Raw genomic sequence first — 15,332 nt, forward strand, 5'->3', positions numbered from 1 at the left:
TTTCGTTAAAATTAGCCTACAATACCGTTGCCAATAAATAACATCTGGTTAACCATTCGTTGTCATTATCCCTACACAACAATATTGGCAGGGCCACTTTTACACATAGTGTGACAAAGAGATGAGCAAAGACTCATTCCATTATGTTGAAGGCCCTCAGGAGACCTGCAATGAATCTCTGGCAACAAAACTACGACCCGGCTGGCAATATTTGGCTTTCCAGCCTGATAGCATCGCTACCTATCCTGTTCTTTTTCTTCGCGCTGATTAAGCTCAAGCTGAAAGGCTATGTTGCGGCTTCATGGACGGTCGTGATTGCCCTGTCGGTTGCCCTGTTGTTCTATAAGATGCCGGTCGATCACGCCCTGGCCTCCGTGGTATACGGCTTCTTTTATGGTCTGTGGCCGATAGCCTGGATAATCATCGCAGCGGTATTTGTCTATAAAATCTCGGTGAAAACCGGGCAGTTCGACATCATCCGCTCATCCATTCTCTCAATTACCCCTGACCAGCGTCTGCAAATGCTGATTGTCGGTTTCTCCTTTGGGGCATTCCTCGAAGGGGCCGCGGGCTTTGGCGCACCGGTGGCGATAACCGCCGCACTGCTGGTTGGTCTTGGTTTTAACCCACTGTATGCAGCAGGCTTGTGCCTGATCGTAAACACCGCGCCGGTAGCGTTTGGCGCGATGGGAATTCCTATTCTGGTTGCCGGTCAGGTCACCGGGCTGGACAGCTTTGAAATTGGTCAGATGGTTGGCCGCCAACTGCCATTCCTGACGATTATCGTCCTGTTCTGGATCATGGCGATTATGGATGGCTGGCGTGGCGTGAAAGAGACCTGGCCTGCGGTGATGGTCGCTGGCGGTTCGTTCGCTATAGCGCAGTACCTCAGCTCTAACTTTATCGGGCCAGAACTGCCGGACATTATCTCTTCTCTGGTTTCCCTGGTGTGTCTGACGCTGTTCCTGAAGCGCTGGCAGCCAGTACGCATCTTCCGTTTTGGCGATATGGGGGCTTCGCAGGTCGATATGGACCTGTCGCGCACCCGCTACACCGCCGGGCAAATCATCCGCGCCTGGTCCCCATTCCTGTTCCTGACCGCCACCGTCACACTGTGGAGCGTACCGCCGTTTAAAGCGCTGTTTGCACCTGGCGGCGCGATGTACCACTGGGTCGTCAACATTCCGGTTCCGTTCCTCGATAAGCTGGTTGCTCGTATGCCACCGGTAGTACACGAGGCCACAGCTTATGCCGCAGTGTACAAATTTGACTGGTTCTCAGCGACCGGCACCGCCATCCTGTTTGCCGCCCTGCTGTCTATCGTTTGGCTGAAGATGAAACCTTCTGCCGCTCTGCAGACCTTTGGCAGCACGCTGAAAGATCTGGCGCTGCCGATCTACTCCATCGGGATGGTACTGGCATTTGCATTTATCTCTAACTACTCCGGGCTCTCTTCAACGCTGGCGTTAGCACTGGCTCACACGGGCAGCGCGTTCACTTTCTTCTCACCGTTCCTCGGCTGGCTGGGGGTATTCCTGACGGGCTCTGATACCTCGTCAAACGCCTTGTTCGCGGCGCTACAGGCAACGGCGGCGCAGCAAATCGGTGTTTCTGACGTACTGATGGTAGCGGCAAATACCACTGGCGGCGTAACCGGCAAGATGATCTCTCCGCAGTCTATCGCCATCGCCTGTGCGGCAGTGGGACTGGTTGGCAAAGAATCTGATCTGTTCCGCTTCACCGTCAAACACAGCCTGATTTTCACCTGCATGGTGGGTGTGATCACCACACTGCAGGCCTATGTCTTAACCTGGATGATTCCATGATTGTGATGCCCAGACGCCTGTCAGACGACGTTGCATCTCGTGTGCGGGCGCTGATTGAAGAACAACAGCTGGAGGCGGGCATGAAGTTGCCCGCTGAGCGCCAACTGGCCGTACAGCTCGGCGTATCACGCAACTCGCTGCGTGAGGCGTTAGCCAAGCTGGTGAGCGAAGGCGTGTTGATCAGCCGCCGCGGCGGTGGGACGTTTGTCCGCTGGCAGCATGAGGCCTGGTCTGAACAAAACATCGTTCAGCCCCTGAAAACGCTGATGGCAGACGATCCCGATTACAGTTTCGATATTCTGGAAGCCCGTCACGCCATCGAAGCCAGCACCGCCTGGCATGCCGCCATGCGTGCCACTGCCGCCGACAAAGAGAAAATCCGGCTCTGTTTCGACGCCACGCAAAGCGAAGATCCCGATCTCGCCTCGCAGGCAGACGTGCGCTTTCACCTCGCTATTGCCGAAGCGTCGCACAACGTGGTGCTGTTACAAACTATGCGCGGTTTCTTCGACGTCCTGCAGTCTTCGGTAAAACAGAGCCGCCAACGTATGTATCTGGTACCGCCCGTCTTTTCACAGTTGACGGAGCAACATCAGGCTGTACTGGATGCCATCGTTGCCGGGGATGCCGACGGCGCACGGAAGGCCATGATGGCGCACCTTAGTTTCGTCCACACCACGATTAAACGATTTGATGAAGACCAGGCCCGCCAGGCGCGTATCACCCGCCTGCCCGGTGACCCTATTGAGATTAGCAGGGAGAACAACACATGATTATTTCAGCAGCCAGCGATTATCGCGCCGCAGCCCAACGCATTCTGCCCCCCTTCTTGTTCCACTACATTGATGGCGGCGCATATGCTGAGCACACCCTGCGCCGCAACGTGGAAGACTTATCGGAGGTGGCACTTCGTCAGCGCGTGCTGAAGAACATGTCCGACCTTAGTCTGGAAACCACCCTGTTCAACGAAAAATTGTCGATGCCGGTGGCATTAGCCCCGGTCGGTTTGTGTGGCATGTATGCGCGTAGGGGTGAAGTTCAGGCCGCCGCCGCCGCCGACGCCAAAGGTATTCCATTTACGCTTTCTACGGTTTCCGTCTGCCCGATTGAAGAAGTCGCCCCGACCATCAAGCGCCCAATGTGGTTCCAGCTGTACGTCCTTCGCGATCGCGGATTTATGCGTAATGCACTGGAGCGCGCCAAAGCGGCAGGCTGCTCCACACTGGTCTTTACTGTCGATATGCCCACGCCTGGCGCCCGCTACCGTGATGCCCATTCCGGTATGAGCGGCCCGAATGCGGCGCTGCGCCGTTACTGGCAAGCGGTCACCCATCCACAGTGGGCATGGGACGTTGGTCTGAACGGTCGTCCGCATGATTTAGGCAATATTTCGACTTATCTTGGAAAACCTACCGGTCTTGAGGATTACATCGGCTGGCTGGCAAATAACTTCGATCCGTCTATTTCCTGGAAAGACCTCGAGTGGATCCGCGAATTCTGGGATGGTCCGATGGTGATCAAAGGGATCCTCGATCCGGAAGATGCCCGTGACGCCGTAAGGTTTGGCGCAGATGGCATTGTTGTTTCTAACCACGGTGGTCGCCAGTTGGATGGTGTACTGTCTTCTGCTCGTGCGTTGCCCGCCATTGCCGATGCGGTGAAAGGCGATATCGCGATTCTGGCAGACAGCGGCATTCGTAACGGTCTGGACGTGGTGCGCATGATTGCGCTGGGTGCCGATACCGTTCTGTTGGGTCGCGCTTACCTGTACGCGCTGGCGACACACGGACAGGCTGGTGTGGCGAATTTGCTGAACCTGATCGAAAAAGAGATGAAAGTGGCAATGACGCTGACTGGCGCGAAATCCATTAGCGAAATCAGCCGTGACTCGCTGGTTCAGGAACTGGGCAACACCCTGCCCACCGCACTGCCTCCGCTTGCTCGTGGTGATGCTGCATAATCACACCCTCATACCCCCTTCTCTTAATGGTCGGCCTGTTTTTCAGCCCGACCATTTTTTATGCAAAAGTAACGATTACTTAACATTTACAGCCAATATATTTGACAACTTTTTATTCGCCTGCCAAATGTATATACACGCTAATACAAGAACAATTCTCACGTATATCTACCATCATAACGGGCGAGGGTGACATGGTTTATTCCGGCAAAGTGAATATCCAGCAGGCGATAGATGACAGTCGTTTTTCACGGTTTCACTGGGTCATTATTGTCCTGGGCTTTCTGGTTTTAGCCATTGACGGCTTCGATACGGCGGCAATGGGCTACATTGCCCCCACGCTCTCTGCCGACTGGGGTATCAAGAAACAAGATCTTGGACCTGTATTGAGTGCCGCGCTATTGGGACTCTCATTTGGCGCACTGCTGGCCGGGCCAATTTCCGATCGTATGGGACGTAAGCGCGTACTGGTCTTTTCCTGCCTGTTTTTTGGACTCGCCAGTCTGGGTACAGCGTATGCAGAGACGCTAAATATGTTAACGTTCTGGCGGTTCCTCACCGGCCTTGGACTCGGTGCAGCAATGCCAAACGCCATCACACTGGTCTCAGAATTTGCCCCTAAACGCTGCCGTTCAATGGCGATCAACACCATGTACTGCGGCTTCCCTCTTGGTGCGGCAGGTGGCGGAGTTATCTCCTCCTGGCTCATCCCCAGTTACGGCTGGCACAGCGTACTGCTGGCTGGCGCAATCGCCCCGCTGGCACTCACCGTGTTATTGGTACTGTTTCTGCCTGAATCGGTGAAGTATTTGGTTCACCGTGGCAAAGAAATCGCACACATCAAACGCATTGCCCAACGCTTTATGTCGGGGAGCCTGGCGCAGGTCACCCAGTTTTACCTGGAAGAAGATCGGGTGGCGGTCAAAAAAGGCAGCGTAGCGCAGCTATTCAGTATGCCCTGGTTACCGGGCACGCTGATGCTGTGGATGACCTACTTTATGGGGCTGGTAATCTATTACGTACTGCTCAGTTGGATGCCAACGCTGATGCTGGGAATGGGCTACCCGCTGGCAGAGTCCGCCTGGCTAACATCGCTATTCACCTTCGGCGGCACGGCAGGGATCCTGCTGGCCGGCTGGTTGATGGATCGCTGGGAAGCACACAAAGTGGTTTCACTTGGCTTTATGCTGACGATGCTGTTTGCCCTCGCACTCGGCTTTGAGCATAACAACATCGTTCTGTTCGGCGCCCTGATCTTCCTGATGGGAATTACCATGAACGGCGCGCAGTCCGGGCTACAGACGCTGGCTGCCACGTTTTATCCCACGCATTGCCGCGCAACCGGCATTGCCTGGATGCAGGGCGTGGGCCGCTTTGGTGGCGTGGCCGGCACCATGATGAGCGCCCAACTGCTCTCCCTGCAATGGCAGGCCGACAGCATCTTGATGTTCCTCAGCCTTCCAGCGCTGGTCGCCGCTGCCGCGACGGTTTATAAGCTGCAACGCTATAAACCGCAGTCTCTGACCGTCGCATAGTCCCCCTTATTTCTGCTATTCTGCCCCCCGCTATTAAGGGGGCAGTATGCTTAACATCGTATTATTTGAACCAGAAATCCCGCCAAACACCGGTAATATCATTCGCCTTTGCGCCAATACCGGTTTTCGTCTGCATATCATTGAGCCAATGGGCTTTACCTGGGATGACAAGCGCCTGCGTCGCGCGGGGCTGGATTACCACGAATTTACCGCCGTGCTACGCCACCCTGATTACACCGCTTTTGTTGCCGCAGAAAATCCACAGCGTCTGTTCGCCCTGACGACCAAAGGTACGCCTGCACACAGTGCGGTAAGCTATCAGGATGGGGATTACCTGATGTTTGGCCCGGAAACACGCGGTCTTCCAGCCAGCATTCTTGATGCCTTGCCTGCCGGACAAAAAATTCGTATTCCGATGATGCCGGACAGCCGCAGCATGAACCTGTCAAATGCAGTGTCGGTGGTGGTGTATGAGGCCTGGCGCCAGTTGGGGTATCCTGGCGCGGTATTACGTAGTTGATTTTAGTCGGATGGCGGCTGATGCCTTATCCGACCTACATTAATTTGATGAAATTCATTTCGGGCGTTATTGGCGCAGCCAGATTGGACACGGACTGCGCTTGTCTACCTGCGCGTACACGCAGTACGTGAGGATGATGAGCACAGTCCTGGTTCAATATGGCAAGTAAGATAGCCCGAAATCAGATGCCGTCACCATACTCAAAAGTATGATGTATCCCGTTGAAATGCTGATCCATATCCATGGACGGTTTATCACTGTCGGGCTTGCCGACAATACGCGCCGGAACGCCTGCGGCGGTAGTGTGCGGCGGTACAGGCTGGAGAACGACAGAGCCTGCACCAATCTTCGCGCCGCGTCCAACCTCGATATTGCCAAGGATTTTCGCGCCAGCGCCAATCATCACGCCTTCACGAATTTTCGGATGACGGTCGCCGCCTGCTTTACCGGTCCCGCCAAGCGTGACGGATTGCAGAATAGATACGTCGTTTTCAATGACCGCAGTCTCACCCACGACAATGCCTGTAGCGTGGTCGAGCATAATACCGCGACCAATTTTTGCCGCCGGATGGATGTCCACCTGGAAGGTAACAGAGACCTGATTTTGCAGGAAGATCGCTAATGCCTGACGCCCCTGATGCCATAGCCAGTGGCCGATGCGATAGGCCTGCAGCGCATGGAAGCCTTTCAGGTACAGAAGTGGGGTGGAATATTTATCGACTGCCGGGTCACGCGTGCGCACAGCCTGGATATCACAGGCCGCCGAGGCAATCATTTCAGGATCGGCCGCATAAGCCTCTTCCACAACTTCGCGAATCGCAATGGCGGGCATGATCGGAGAAGCGAGTTTGTTCGCCAGCATATAGCTCAGCGCACTGCCGAGGTTTTCATGCTTGAGCAGCGTTGCGTGGTAAAAACTGGCCAGCATTGGCTCACATTCCGCCAGTGCCCGGGCTTCCGCTTTAATATTTTTCCAGACAATATCCAGTTCTTCACACGGCATTGCGTACTCCAGAAGGTAGCAAAACGACCGACCCGTTCTTCGCGGGTCGGGTCGTTATATTCAACAGTTTCCTTGCAGCTAGTGGCGACTCAGCTCGTCCTTGCGTGCACGACCTAATAATGTCAATGCTGCCTCGCGCGCGTTTTTTCCGCAATACAATACTTGATAAATTTCCTCGGTTATTGGCATTTCGACACCAAAACGGTGCGCCAATTCACGAACTTCTTTTGTATTACGGTAGCCTTCAACTACCTGACCAATCTTGTCCTGCGCGCCCTGCACATCCATACCCTGACCGAGCATCATGCCAAAACGACGGTTACGCGACTGGTTGTCGGTACAGGTCAGCACCAGATCGCCTAAACCTGCCATCCCCATAAAGGTGGCAGGATCAGCGCCCAGTGCCGCACCAAGCCGCGACATTTCGGTAAGCCCCCGGGTGATCAATGCCGTACGTGCGTTTGCACCAAAGCCGATACCGTCAGACATCCCTGCGCCAATCGCAATCACGTTTTTCACCGCGCCACCAAGCTGCACACCAATAAAATCCGGGTTGCTGTAGACGCGGAAGCTTTTGCCGCAGTGCAGTAACTGCTGAAGGTCATCAGCAAAGGTATCGTCCGTTGAGGCCAGCGAAATCGCCGTAGGCATGCCCGCCGCCAGTTCTTTAGCAAATGTTGGACCGGAGATAACGGCCAGCGGAATTTCATCCCCCAGCGCTTCACGCGCGACATCCTGTAACAGACGTCCCGTTTCTGCTTCCAGTCCTTTTGTCGCCCAAACCAGACGCGCATCAGCACGCATCAGCGGTTTGATGTTACGCAGCACTTCGCCAAAGACATGGCTCGGCACCACCACCAGAATATTACGGCTGGCAGCCAGCGCAGTGGCTAAATCACTTTCCAGGCGCAGCGTTTCGGGAAATGGCACATCAGGTAGGAACGCAACGTTGCAGCGATCGTGCTCAAGGGTCGCGATATGTTTTGGATCGTGGCCCCACAGGACAACCTGGTGGCCGTTTCTTGCCAGGGTAATGGCAAGAGCGGTGCCGTACGAGCCGGCACCAATCACAGTCATTGAAACATTACTTTGGTTCATCAGGCATCCTGATGTTCTTCAGTACCTTCGCCAGCCTGCTGCTGTAAATAGTTCATGAACAGCGCATCAAAGTTGACCGGCGCAAGGTTCAGTTGCGGGAACGTACCGCGTGAAACCAGGCTGGTGATGCATTCGCGGGCATACGGGAACAGAATGTTCGGGCAGTATGCCCCCAGGCAATGCGCCATCTGAGTCCCTTCAATACCACTGATGGAGAAAATACCGCCCTGCTGAACTTCGCACAGGAATGCAGTTTCTTCGCCCAGAGAAGCCGTTACGGTGACACGCAATACCACTTCATACACATCATCTGCCAGTTGGGTAGATGCGGTATCAAGATCCAGTTTAACCTCTGGCTGCCAATCTTTCTGGAAAACATGCGGTGCATTTGGCGCTTCGAAAGACACATCCTTGGTATAAATACGTTGGATCTGGAAAGCCATTTCAGTGTTATTTTGTTCTGACATGTTTAGAAAACCCTTTAGTGTTGTCCTTTAAATACTTCGGTACGCCTTAACGCAGCAGGGGATCCAGTCCACCACGCGCATCCAACGCATACAAGTCGTCACAACCACCAATGTGCTGTGCATCAATAAAAATCTGCGGAACCGTTGTACGGCCACTGCGCTTGATCATCTCTTCGCGCTTCACGGCATCACCGTCAATCGGGAGTTCCTGGAAACTCACACCCTTGCTGTTCAACAGTGCTTTTGCGCGATGGCAAAACGGACAGGTTGCTTTGGTGTAGATCTCGATGTTGGCCATAACTTTTCTCCAGTCTTTTTTACCCTATGGGTTTCATGTTGCAGCCAGGCTGGCAACATTATGAATCCCAGGAGCTTACATCAGTAAGTGATTGGGATGAATAATAGCAGCCAACACCCACGCAACATGAAAAACGGCGGGTAAATTACTTGCCGCGCACCAGTGGCAGGTTTTCACCACTCCAGCCTGCTACACCATCTTTCAGTACAGAGACCTGCTCGAAACCGGCTTTAATCAGCACAGTTGCAGATTCCTGGCATTGCATACCGGAGCCATCAACCACAATAACAGGCTTACTTTTGTGTTTTTCCAGCTCGCCAAAATTGTTGGCTTTGATTTCGCTCGGCAGCAGGTTCGTGGAGCCTGCGATATGACCTTTGCGGAAGTCGTCGCGCTGGCGTAAATCCACAATCACCGCATCTTCTTTATTGATTAGACGTGTCGCTTCGCCGCGTGTAATCACCTTCACTTTTGAGGTCAGGCTTTTAAACGTGGTAAACAATACCGCCGCCAGTAACGCAATCCAGGCGATACTCAAGACAGGGTGGCGGCTAACAAATTGCATGATTTCTTGCATGGGGGGTAACAACTCCCGACTCAGTGATTAAAAAAACCAGGAAAGGAGTATACCTGCGCGTTGGCGCAAATACAGCCAGAGCATGCATTGGATTGCATTTTTGCGGGGCGCTACGGAAAAAAAAACACAAATCGCCCCCCCACCCGAACCGCTCTGGTCGATTATTTGATCTTCTGGGGCTATTTTATCGATTCAGCTGTAGTAAAATTACGCAATTATTTTGTCTATTGAGTGTGAGGTTGTCGCAATGTCGGTTTCTAAAAAACCTATGGTACTGGTAATTCTGGATGGCTATGGCTATCGCGAAGACAGCCAGGATAACGCCATCTTTAATGCCAAAACCCCGGTAATGGATGCTCTGTGGGCAAAACGTCCGCATACCCTGATTGATGCGTCTGGCCTGGAAGTCGGCTTGCCCGATCGTCAGATGGGCAACTCCGAAGTGGGTCACGTTAACCTGGGCGCGGGCCGTATCGTGTATCAGGATCTGACCCGTCTGGATGTGGAAATTAAAGAACGTACTTTCTTCGCTAACCCGGTGCTGACCGCCGCAGTTGACCAGGCAAAAAATGCCGGCAAAGCGGTACACATCATGGGCCTGCTGTCTGCCGGTGGCGTACACAGCCACGAAGATCACATCATGGCGATGGTTGAACTGGCAGCTGAGCGCGGCGCAGAAAAAATCTATCTGCACGCCTTCCTTGATGGCCGTGATACGCCGCCGCGCAGTGCTGAACACTCACTGCAAAAATTCGAAGAGAAATTTGCGGCACTGGGTAAAGGCCGTGTAGCGTCCATCATCGGTCGTTACTACGCCATGGACCGCGACAACCGTTGGGATCGCGTTGAGCAGGCTTATGACCTGATGACGCTGGCACAAGGTGAATTCCAGGCCGATACCGCAGTAGCGGGTCTGCAGGCTGCCTATGCTCGCGACGAAAACGACGAATTCGTAAAAGCGACCGTGATCCGCGCTGAAGGCCAGGCAGATGCCGCAATGGAAGACGGCGATACGCTGATTTTCATGAACTTCCGTGCTGACCGTGCGCGTGAAATTACCCGTGCGTTTGTAAACGCGGATTTTGATGGCTTCGCACGTAAAAAAGTCGTTAACCTCAACTTTGTGATGCTGACTGAATACGCAGCTGACATCAAAACCGCAGTAGCTTACCCACCAGCGTCTCTGGCTAACACGCTTGGTGAGTGGATGGCGAAGCATGACAAAACCCAGCTGCGTATTTCTGAAACAGAAAAATACGCGCACGTGACCTTCTTCTTTAATGGCGGTGTAGAAGAACCGTTCAAAGGCGAAGAGCGCATTCTGATCAACTCGCCAAAAGTCGCCACCTACGACCTGCAGCCAGAAATGAGCTCTGCAGAACTGACTGAGAAGCTGGTGGCTGCGATTGAGAGCGGTAAATACGATACCATCATCTGTAACTACCCGAACGGCGACATGGTTGGCCATACCGGGGTGATGGAAGCGGCAGTTAAAGCGGTTGAAGCGCTGGATCACTGCGTTGAGCAAGTGGCTAAAGCTGTTGAATCCGTTGGCGGCCAACTGCTGATCACCGCAGACCACGGTAACGCTGAGCAGATGCGTGATCCGTCTACCGGTCAGGCACATACCGCGCATACCAACCTGCCGGTTCCACTGATTTATGTGGGTGGCAAAAACGTCAAAGCAGTCGAAGGCGGTAAACTTTCTGATATCGCCCCAACAATGCTGACGCTGATGGGTATGGAAATCCCGCAAGAGATGACTGGTAAGCCGCTGTTCATCGTGGAATAATCCCTCCCCATGAGGGGAAAGGCGATTAATACCATCACATGGGCCGTGAAACTGCCGAAGCTTTCAGTCAGGCCCTTGTTCTACGCCAGCGCGCTTAGCGCTGGCGTATTGCTGTGCGCCTTTTCCGCCCACGCGGACGAACGCGATCAGCTCAAATCAATTCAGGCCGATATCGCGGCAAAAGAACGCGCGGTACGCCAACAACAACAACAACGCGCCACCCTCCTTGCTCAGCTTAAAGCTCAGGAACAAGCCATTGCCGCGGCTGCACGACAGCTACGCGAAACGCAAAACTCCCTGGCACAGCTGAATGCACAAATCGCCGGGATGAACGCTTCTATTGCGAAGCTGGAAAAGCAGCGGGCAGCGCAAGAGCGCAGTCTGGCAGCCCAGTTAGATGCTGCGTTTCGCCAGGGTGAACATACCGGTATTCAGTTGATCCTCAGCGGTGAAGAGACTCAGCGCGGACAACGCCTGCAGGCCTATTTCGGCTATCTGAACCAGGCGCGCCAGGAGACTATCGCACAGCTGAAACAAACTCGCGAAGAGGTCGATTCGCAGAAAGCCGAGCTGGAAGATAAGCAAAGCGAACAGCAGACACTGCTGTACGAACAGCGTGCTCAGCAGGCAAAACTCGAGCAGGCGCGTAATGAACGCCAAAAAACGCTCGCGGGCCTGGAATCATCCATTCAGCAGGGCCAGCAGCAGTTAGGCGAGATGCGAGCCAACGAATCCCGTCTGCGCAACAGTATTGCGCGAGCCGAAGCCGCCGCGAAAGCCCGCGCGGAGCGTGAAGCACGTGAGGCGCAGGCTGTGCGTGATAAGCAGCAGGAAGCATCACGCAAAGGCTCGACCTATAAGCCAACTGAAAGCGAGAAATCACTGATGTCTCGTACCGGCGGGTTGGGCTCACCACGTGGTCAGGCATTCTGGCCTGTTCGTGGTCCAACGCTGCATCGCTATGGCGAACAGTTGCAAGGTGAACTACGTTGGAAAGGGATGGTTATTGGTGCCTCCGAAGGTACCGAAGTCAAAGCCATCGCCGATGGTCGCGTCATTCTGGCAGACTGGTTGCAGGGTTATGGACTGGTCGTCGTGGTTGAACACGGTAAAGGCGATATGAGCCTGTACGGTTACAACCAAAGCGCATTGGTCAGCGTGGGTACGCAGGTTCGCGCTGGGCAGCCTATTGCACTTGTGGGTAGCAGCGGTGGTCAGGGCAGGCCAGCGCTCTATTTCGAAATTCGTCGCCAGGGTCAGGCGGTCAATCCACAACCGTGGTTGGGAAGATAAGTTTTGCCTCATTTTCGTCGTACTTTGCTCTCACTCGCCAGCCTGCTGGCATTCGCAACACCTGTTTTCGCCGGCAAACTTGCTATCGTCATTGATGATTTCGGTTATCGTCCGCAAACGGAAAACCAGGTGCTGGCAATGCCTTCCACTGTCTCCGTTGCCGTACTGCCAAATGCGCCGCATGCACGTGAAATGGCGACTAAAGCGCATAACAGTGGGCATGAGGTGTTGATCCACCTGCCGATGGCACCGCTGAGCAAGCAACCGCTGGAGAAAGACACGTTACGCCCGGAGATGAGCAGCGAAGAAATTGAACGGATTATTCGCGACGCGGTAAGCAAAGTACCGTATGCAGTGGGACTGAACAACCATATGGGTAGTGCGATGACGTCCAGCCTGTTCGGCATGCAGAAGGTGATGCAAGCGCTGGAACGCTACGATCTCTACTTCCTCGACAGCATGACCATCGGCAACAGTCAGGCAATGCGCGCAGCGTCAGGAACCGGTGTGAAGGTCATTAAACGCAAAGTCTTCCTGGACGACACGCAAAACGAAGCGGATATTCGCCGTCAGTTTAATCGTGCAGTCGATCTTGCTCGCCGTAACGGGTCAGCGATTGCCATCGGGCACCCTCACCCTTCTACGGTACGCGTGTTGCAGCAGATGCTGTATAGCCTGCCAGCCGATATTACGCTGGTTCGTCCGAGCAGCCTGCTTAATGAGCCGCAGATCGATACCTCCAGACCTAACCTCACCCCACCGAGAAACGGTACGCCAGATGCGCCCCGTAATCCTTTCCGTGGGGTGAAATTGTGCAAACCGAAGCAACCTCTGGAGCCGGTTTACGCCAACCGATTCTTTAGCGTGCTGGGGGAAAGCATCACTCAAAGTACGCTGGTTCAGTATATGAAACTGCAGTGGCAGGGCTGGGGGAACACATCTTCACCCAGCACAATGAACGCTAACGTAGATTAAGTGCTTTTCGGGCAATACGCGAAGGCGATGATGTTTTATCGCGCCATTTCCATAGACGGAATGACCATAGCAGTGCCTGGTACAATACTTTGGCACTGCGTACGTTAGTTATCATACGCTTATACATACCAGAGACAAAAATCTCTGCGATCATACGCTGACGAATATGCACATCCTGTTCTTTACGGACTGCATGGCATACGCGCAATGCTTCATAGGTGACTTGCTGATGAAATTCCGGATAAATAGTAATCCGATCGGCATATTCACGATTCAACCTATCCAATAACCGCGTAATTTTAATATAGTGCCGCTGGTAGTTGAGATTTTTTAAACCTTGTCGTTTAAGACGGCTGATTGATTGATCATGTAAGAAGTATTTATATAAAGATTGCTCGGTATATCGTACACGTACAGCGTTAAACATAAACTCCGTCGTCCAGACAATATCCTGGTGATGTAACCCCGGAATAAATGTTATTTTATTTCTCTCAATAACATCCCGGCGATAAATTCCCATCCAGACCACATGTGTCCAGCGGCGTGAAGCCAACGCCATACGTAACCAGTCAGGGCCGGTCAACACCCCCGTAGACCGAAGACGATCCGTCGGTATTGATTGCCAGGTGTGTCCCGTTTCAAGAATGCACCAGTCGGAATTACACTGTGCTAAATCCAGGTCATCCTGAATTGCCATGGTCATCAGGGTTTCGTACATATTGGGATAAACCAGGTCATCGGCATCGACAAATGCAACATAATCCCCTTTGGCCGCTTCCAGGCCACGATTACGCGCTACGGATGCCCCTGCGTTCGCCTGATGCAACAACCGTACGTGGGGATAGTTGTCCGCATAGTGTTGTGCAATATCAACAGAGTTATCCGTTGAACCATCATTCACAATGATGATCTCCAGCGCATTCCATGTCTGTGCGATCAAAGATTCCATGCAATCCCGAAAACTATCACCCGCGTTATACAACGGAATAATAACACTCAACATATTTGTGCAGTTTCTCATCAGCTAACCCAGGTTTGTCATTACGCTGATGACTTTTACTACAGTTTCATTAAGGAATTATTAAGGTTAGAACGTATTTATGGGCAGAGCGCTGCAGCGAAAGCATCCGGTTTGAGAAAGATGCCCTGCTACGCCTGCGTTCAGCAGGTTGCTGATAGCTCAGATCGTCTACATATCGGGGTACACAACCTGTATACTCTGTCCCTATGAATTAACGTACTCTATAGGCTGATATTGAGGGGAAAGATGGCCATCAGTAAGACACACGAAAAAGGTTATACGGTCTATTGCAAAGAGACCAGAAATGACCTTAAGTCACTGATGAATAAATACATCAAAAAAGAAATCAGTGGCAAACCGCTGAGCAGTGGTAACGCATTGCGCAGCGTGGAGCTGGTCGAGTACAACTCACAAAAATATATCATCAAAAACGACCGTGAAGTTGATCCACGATTTGAGAAAAAATTACAGAACTTTACCTCCGGTCCTTTCTATTCCCGGCTGATCCGGAAATTGGACAGGCTCCCGCCGGAAATGCGCATCTGTACAGCCGATCTCTACTATGCTGCTGAGAAAACACGCTTTCGCCTGTGTCATGATGTTTATACTATTCATGAATATATTGAAGGTGTTCCTTTAAAGGAAATTAACCAGAAGAATGCTGACGAGGTAAAGCAATGCGTGCTGCAACTCCACAAGGCCGGACTGGCATCAAATGATGTTCACCCAGGGAATTTCATTCGCACACCAACGGGCAAGTTAAGGATTATTGACCTGTCCTGTAAGGGAAATATGAAGGTCTGTCAGGCAAATGACATTCTGGCATTACAACGAAAATATAATATTAACGTTAAAGGCAGAGGGTTAATTTATAAACTCATCCTGCTTAAAGAAAATATAAGATCGTTATCCAGGAAGATCCGCGGAAAATAAAATGTATGGTTTATACGGCCAGATAGCGATATCT

Annotated in this window: 15 protein-coding genes; 9 read left to right on the plus strand and 6 right to left on the minus strand. The window is 52.8% G+C overall.

What is annotated here, in order from left to right; all coding sequences use genetic code 11:
* The first annotated feature begins 170 nt into the window (after nucleotides 1-170).
* The 5 genes from lldP to trmL all read left to right on the plus strand — a co-directional run bounded on the left by lldP (nucleotide 171) and on the right by trmL (nucleotide 5,841).
* Complete coding sequence (gene lldP, locus ACLJXE_RS04120; RefSeq protein WP_137382086.1) at nucleotides 171-1,826, plus strand: L-lactate permease; 1,656 nt, start codon at nucleotides 171-173, stop codon at nucleotides 1,824-1,826.
* Entirely contained in the window at nucleotides 1,823-2,599 is a 777-nt protein-coding gene (lldR, locus tag ACLJXE_RS04125) for a transcriptional regulator LldR (RefSeq protein ID WP_286629975.1), read from the plus strand. The genes lldP and lldR overlap by 4 nt, the downstream gene beginning before the upstream one ends.
* Entirely contained in the window at nucleotides 2,596-3,786 is a 1,191-nt protein-coding gene (lldD, locus tag ACLJXE_RS04130; RefSeq protein ID WP_410750162.1) for an FMN-dependent L-lactate dehydrogenase LldD, read from the plus strand. The genes lldR and lldD overlap by 4 nt, the downstream gene beginning before the upstream one ends.
* A 194-nt stretch (nucleotides 3,787-3,980) precedes the next feature.
* Nucleotides 3,981-5,321: an MFS transporter gene (locus ACLJXE_RS04135; RefSeq protein ID WP_410750163.1), complete on the plus strand. Its 1,341-nt coding sequence runs from the start codon at nucleotides 3,981-3,983 to the stop codon at nucleotides 5,319-5,321.
* A 46-nt stretch (nucleotides 5,322-5,367) separates the two neighbouring features.
* The gene (gene trmL, locus ACLJXE_RS04140; RefSeq protein WP_286629978.1) at nucleotides 5,368-5,841 is read left to right on the plus strand and encodes a tRNA (uridine(34)/cytosine(34)/5-carboxymethylaminomethyluridine(34)-2'-O)-methyltransferase TrmL; all 474 of its coding nucleotides are present in this window, start codon (nucleotides 5,368-5,370) and stop codon (nucleotides 5,839-5,841) included.
* A 181-nt stretch (nucleotides 5,842-6,022) separates the two neighbouring features.
* Here the strand turns inward: trmL and cysE are convergent, their stop codons facing one another.
* The 5 genes from cysE to ACLJXE_RS04165 all read right to left on the minus strand — a co-directional run bounded on the left by cysE (nucleotide 6,023) and on the right by ACLJXE_RS04165 (nucleotide 9,284).
* Nucleotides 6,023-6,844 (minus strand): serine O-acetyltransferase, encoded by an 822-nt coding sequence (gene cysE, locus ACLJXE_RS04145; protein ID WP_003024160.1) that lies wholly within the window; start codon nucleotides 6,842-6,844, stop codon nucleotides 6,023-6,025.
* 78 nt (nucleotides 6,845-6,922) lie between these two features.
* Nucleotides 6,923-7,942, minus strand: coding sequence for an NAD(P)H-dependent glycerol-3-phosphate dehydrogenase (gene gpsA, locus ACLJXE_RS04150; protein ID WP_410750164.1), 1,020 nt, complete (start codon nucleotides 7,940-7,942; stop codon nucleotides 6,923-6,925).
* Nucleotides 7,942-8,409, minus strand: coding sequence for a protein-export chaperone SecB (secB, locus tag ACLJXE_RS04155; RefSeq protein WP_003024155.1), 468 nt, complete (start codon nucleotides 8,407-8,409; stop codon nucleotides 7,942-7,944). The genes gpsA and secB overlap by 1 nt, the downstream gene beginning before the upstream one ends.
* A gap of 46 nt (nucleotides 8,410-8,455) precedes the next feature.
* Entirely contained in the window at nucleotides 8,456-8,707 is a 252-nt protein-coding gene (gene grxC, locus ACLJXE_RS04160; RefSeq protein ID WP_003024152.1) for a glutaredoxin 3, read from the minus strand.
* 145 nt (nucleotides 8,708-8,852) lie between these two features.
* Nucleotides 8,853-9,284, minus strand: a complete 432-nt coding sequence (locus ACLJXE_RS04165; RefSeq protein ID WP_286629981.1) for a rhodanese-like domain-containing protein — start codon at nucleotides 9,282-9,284, stop codon at nucleotides 8,853-8,855.
* A 247-nt stretch (nucleotides 9,285-9,531) separates the two neighbouring features.
* Between ACLJXE_RS04165 and gpmM the strand changes: the two genes are divergently transcribed.
* Genes gpmM through ACLJXE_RS04180 form a run of 3 tightly spaced genes read left to right on the plus strand, consistent with a single transcriptional unit; the run spans nucleotide 9,532 to nucleotide 13,344 of the window.
* Entirely contained in the window at nucleotides 9,532-11,076 is a 1,545-nt protein-coding gene (gene gpmM, locus ACLJXE_RS04170) for a 2,3-bisphosphoglycerate-independent phosphoglycerate mutase (protein ID WP_410750165.1), read from the plus strand.
* Nucleotides 11,077-11,109: 33 nt separating this feature from the next.
* Nucleotides 11,110-12,369 (plus strand): murein hydrolase activator EnvC, encoded by a 1,260-nt coding sequence (envC, locus tag ACLJXE_RS04175; RefSeq protein ID WP_410750255.1) that lies wholly within the window; start codon nucleotides 11,110-11,112, stop codon nucleotides 12,367-12,369.
* A 3-nt stretch (nucleotides 12,370-12,372) separates the two neighbouring features.
* Entirely contained in the window at nucleotides 12,373-13,344 is a 972-nt protein-coding gene (locus tag ACLJXE_RS04180; RefSeq protein ID WP_410750166.1) for a divergent polysaccharide deacetylase family protein, read from the plus strand.
* Here the strand turns inward: ACLJXE_RS04180 and ACLJXE_RS04185 are convergent.
* Nucleotides 13,331-14,365, minus strand: coding sequence for a glycosyltransferase (locus ACLJXE_RS04185; RefSeq protein WP_410750167.1), 1,035 nt, complete (start codon nucleotides 14,363-14,365; stop codon nucleotides 13,331-13,333). The two genes, ACLJXE_RS04180 and ACLJXE_RS04185, sit on opposite strands and share 14 nt — an antisense overlap.
* Before the next feature lie 246 nt (nucleotides 14,366-14,611).
* On the opposite strand from ACLJXE_RS04185, the gene rfaY reads away from it, so the two are divergent.
* Nucleotides 14,612-15,298, plus strand: coding sequence for a lipopolysaccharide core heptose(II) kinase RfaY (gene rfaY / locus ACLJXE_RS04190; protein ID WP_286629985.1), 687 nt, complete (start codon nucleotides 14,612-14,614; stop codon nucleotides 15,296-15,298).
* Nucleotides 15,299-15,332 lie beyond the last annotated feature (34 nt).

Origin of the sequence: Citrobacter sp. U14242 (assembly GCF_046555775.1) — a bacterium.
GTDB lineage: Bacteria > Pseudomonadota > Gammaproteobacteria > Enterobacterales > Enterobacteriaceae > Citrobacter.

Excerpts from the sequence above, each read along its gene's own strand:
- secB (WP_003024155.1), bottom strand. The coding sequence starts at position 8,409 with ATGTCAGAACAAAATAACACTGAAATGGCTTTCCAGATCCAACGTATT.
- ACLJXE_RS04185 (WP_410750167.1), bottom strand. The coding sequence starts at position 14,365 with ATGAGAAACTGCACAAATATGTTGAGTGTTATTATTCCGTTGTATAAC.
- gpsA (WP_410750164.1), bottom strand. The coding sequence starts at position 7,942 with ATGAACCAAAGTAATGTTTCAATGACTGTGATTGGTGCCGGCTCGTAC.
- lldD (WP_410750162.1), top strand. The coding sequence starts at position 2,596 with ATGATTATTTCAGCAGCCAGCGATTATCGCGCCGCAGCCCAACGCATT.
- lldP (WP_137382086.1), top strand. The coding sequence starts at position 171 with ATGAATCTCTGGCAACAAAACTACGACCCGGCTGGCAATATTTGGCTT.
- ACLJXE_RS04135 (WP_410750163.1), top strand. The coding sequence starts at position 3,981 with ATGGTTTATTCCGGCAAAGTGAATATCCAGCAGGCGATAGATGACAGT.
- lldR (WP_286629975.1), top strand. The coding sequence starts at position 1,823 with ATGATTGTGATGCCCAGACGCCTGTCAGACGACGTTGCATCTCGTGTG.
- cysE (WP_003024160.1), bottom strand. The coding sequence starts at position 6,844 with ATGCCGTGTGAAGAACTGGATATTGTCTGGAAAAATATTAAAGCGGAA.
- rfaY (WP_286629985.1), top strand. The coding sequence starts at position 14,612 with ATGGCCATCAGTAAGACACACGAAAAAGGTTATACGGTCTATTGCAAA.
- trmL (WP_286629978.1), top strand. The coding sequence starts at position 5,368 with ATGCTTAACATCGTATTATTTGAACCAGAAATCCCGCCAAACACCGGT.
- ACLJXE_RS04165 (WP_286629981.1), bottom strand. The coding sequence starts at position 9,284 with ATGCAAGAAATCATGCAATTTGTTAGCCGCCACCCTGTCTTGAGTATC.
- gpmM (WP_410750165.1), top strand. The coding sequence starts at position 9,532 with ATGTCGGTTTCTAAAAAACCTATGGTACTGGTAATTCTGGATGGCTAT.
- grxC (WP_003024152.1), bottom strand. The coding sequence starts at position 8,707 with ATGGCCAACATCGAGATCTACACCAAAGCAACCTGTCCGTTTTGCCAT.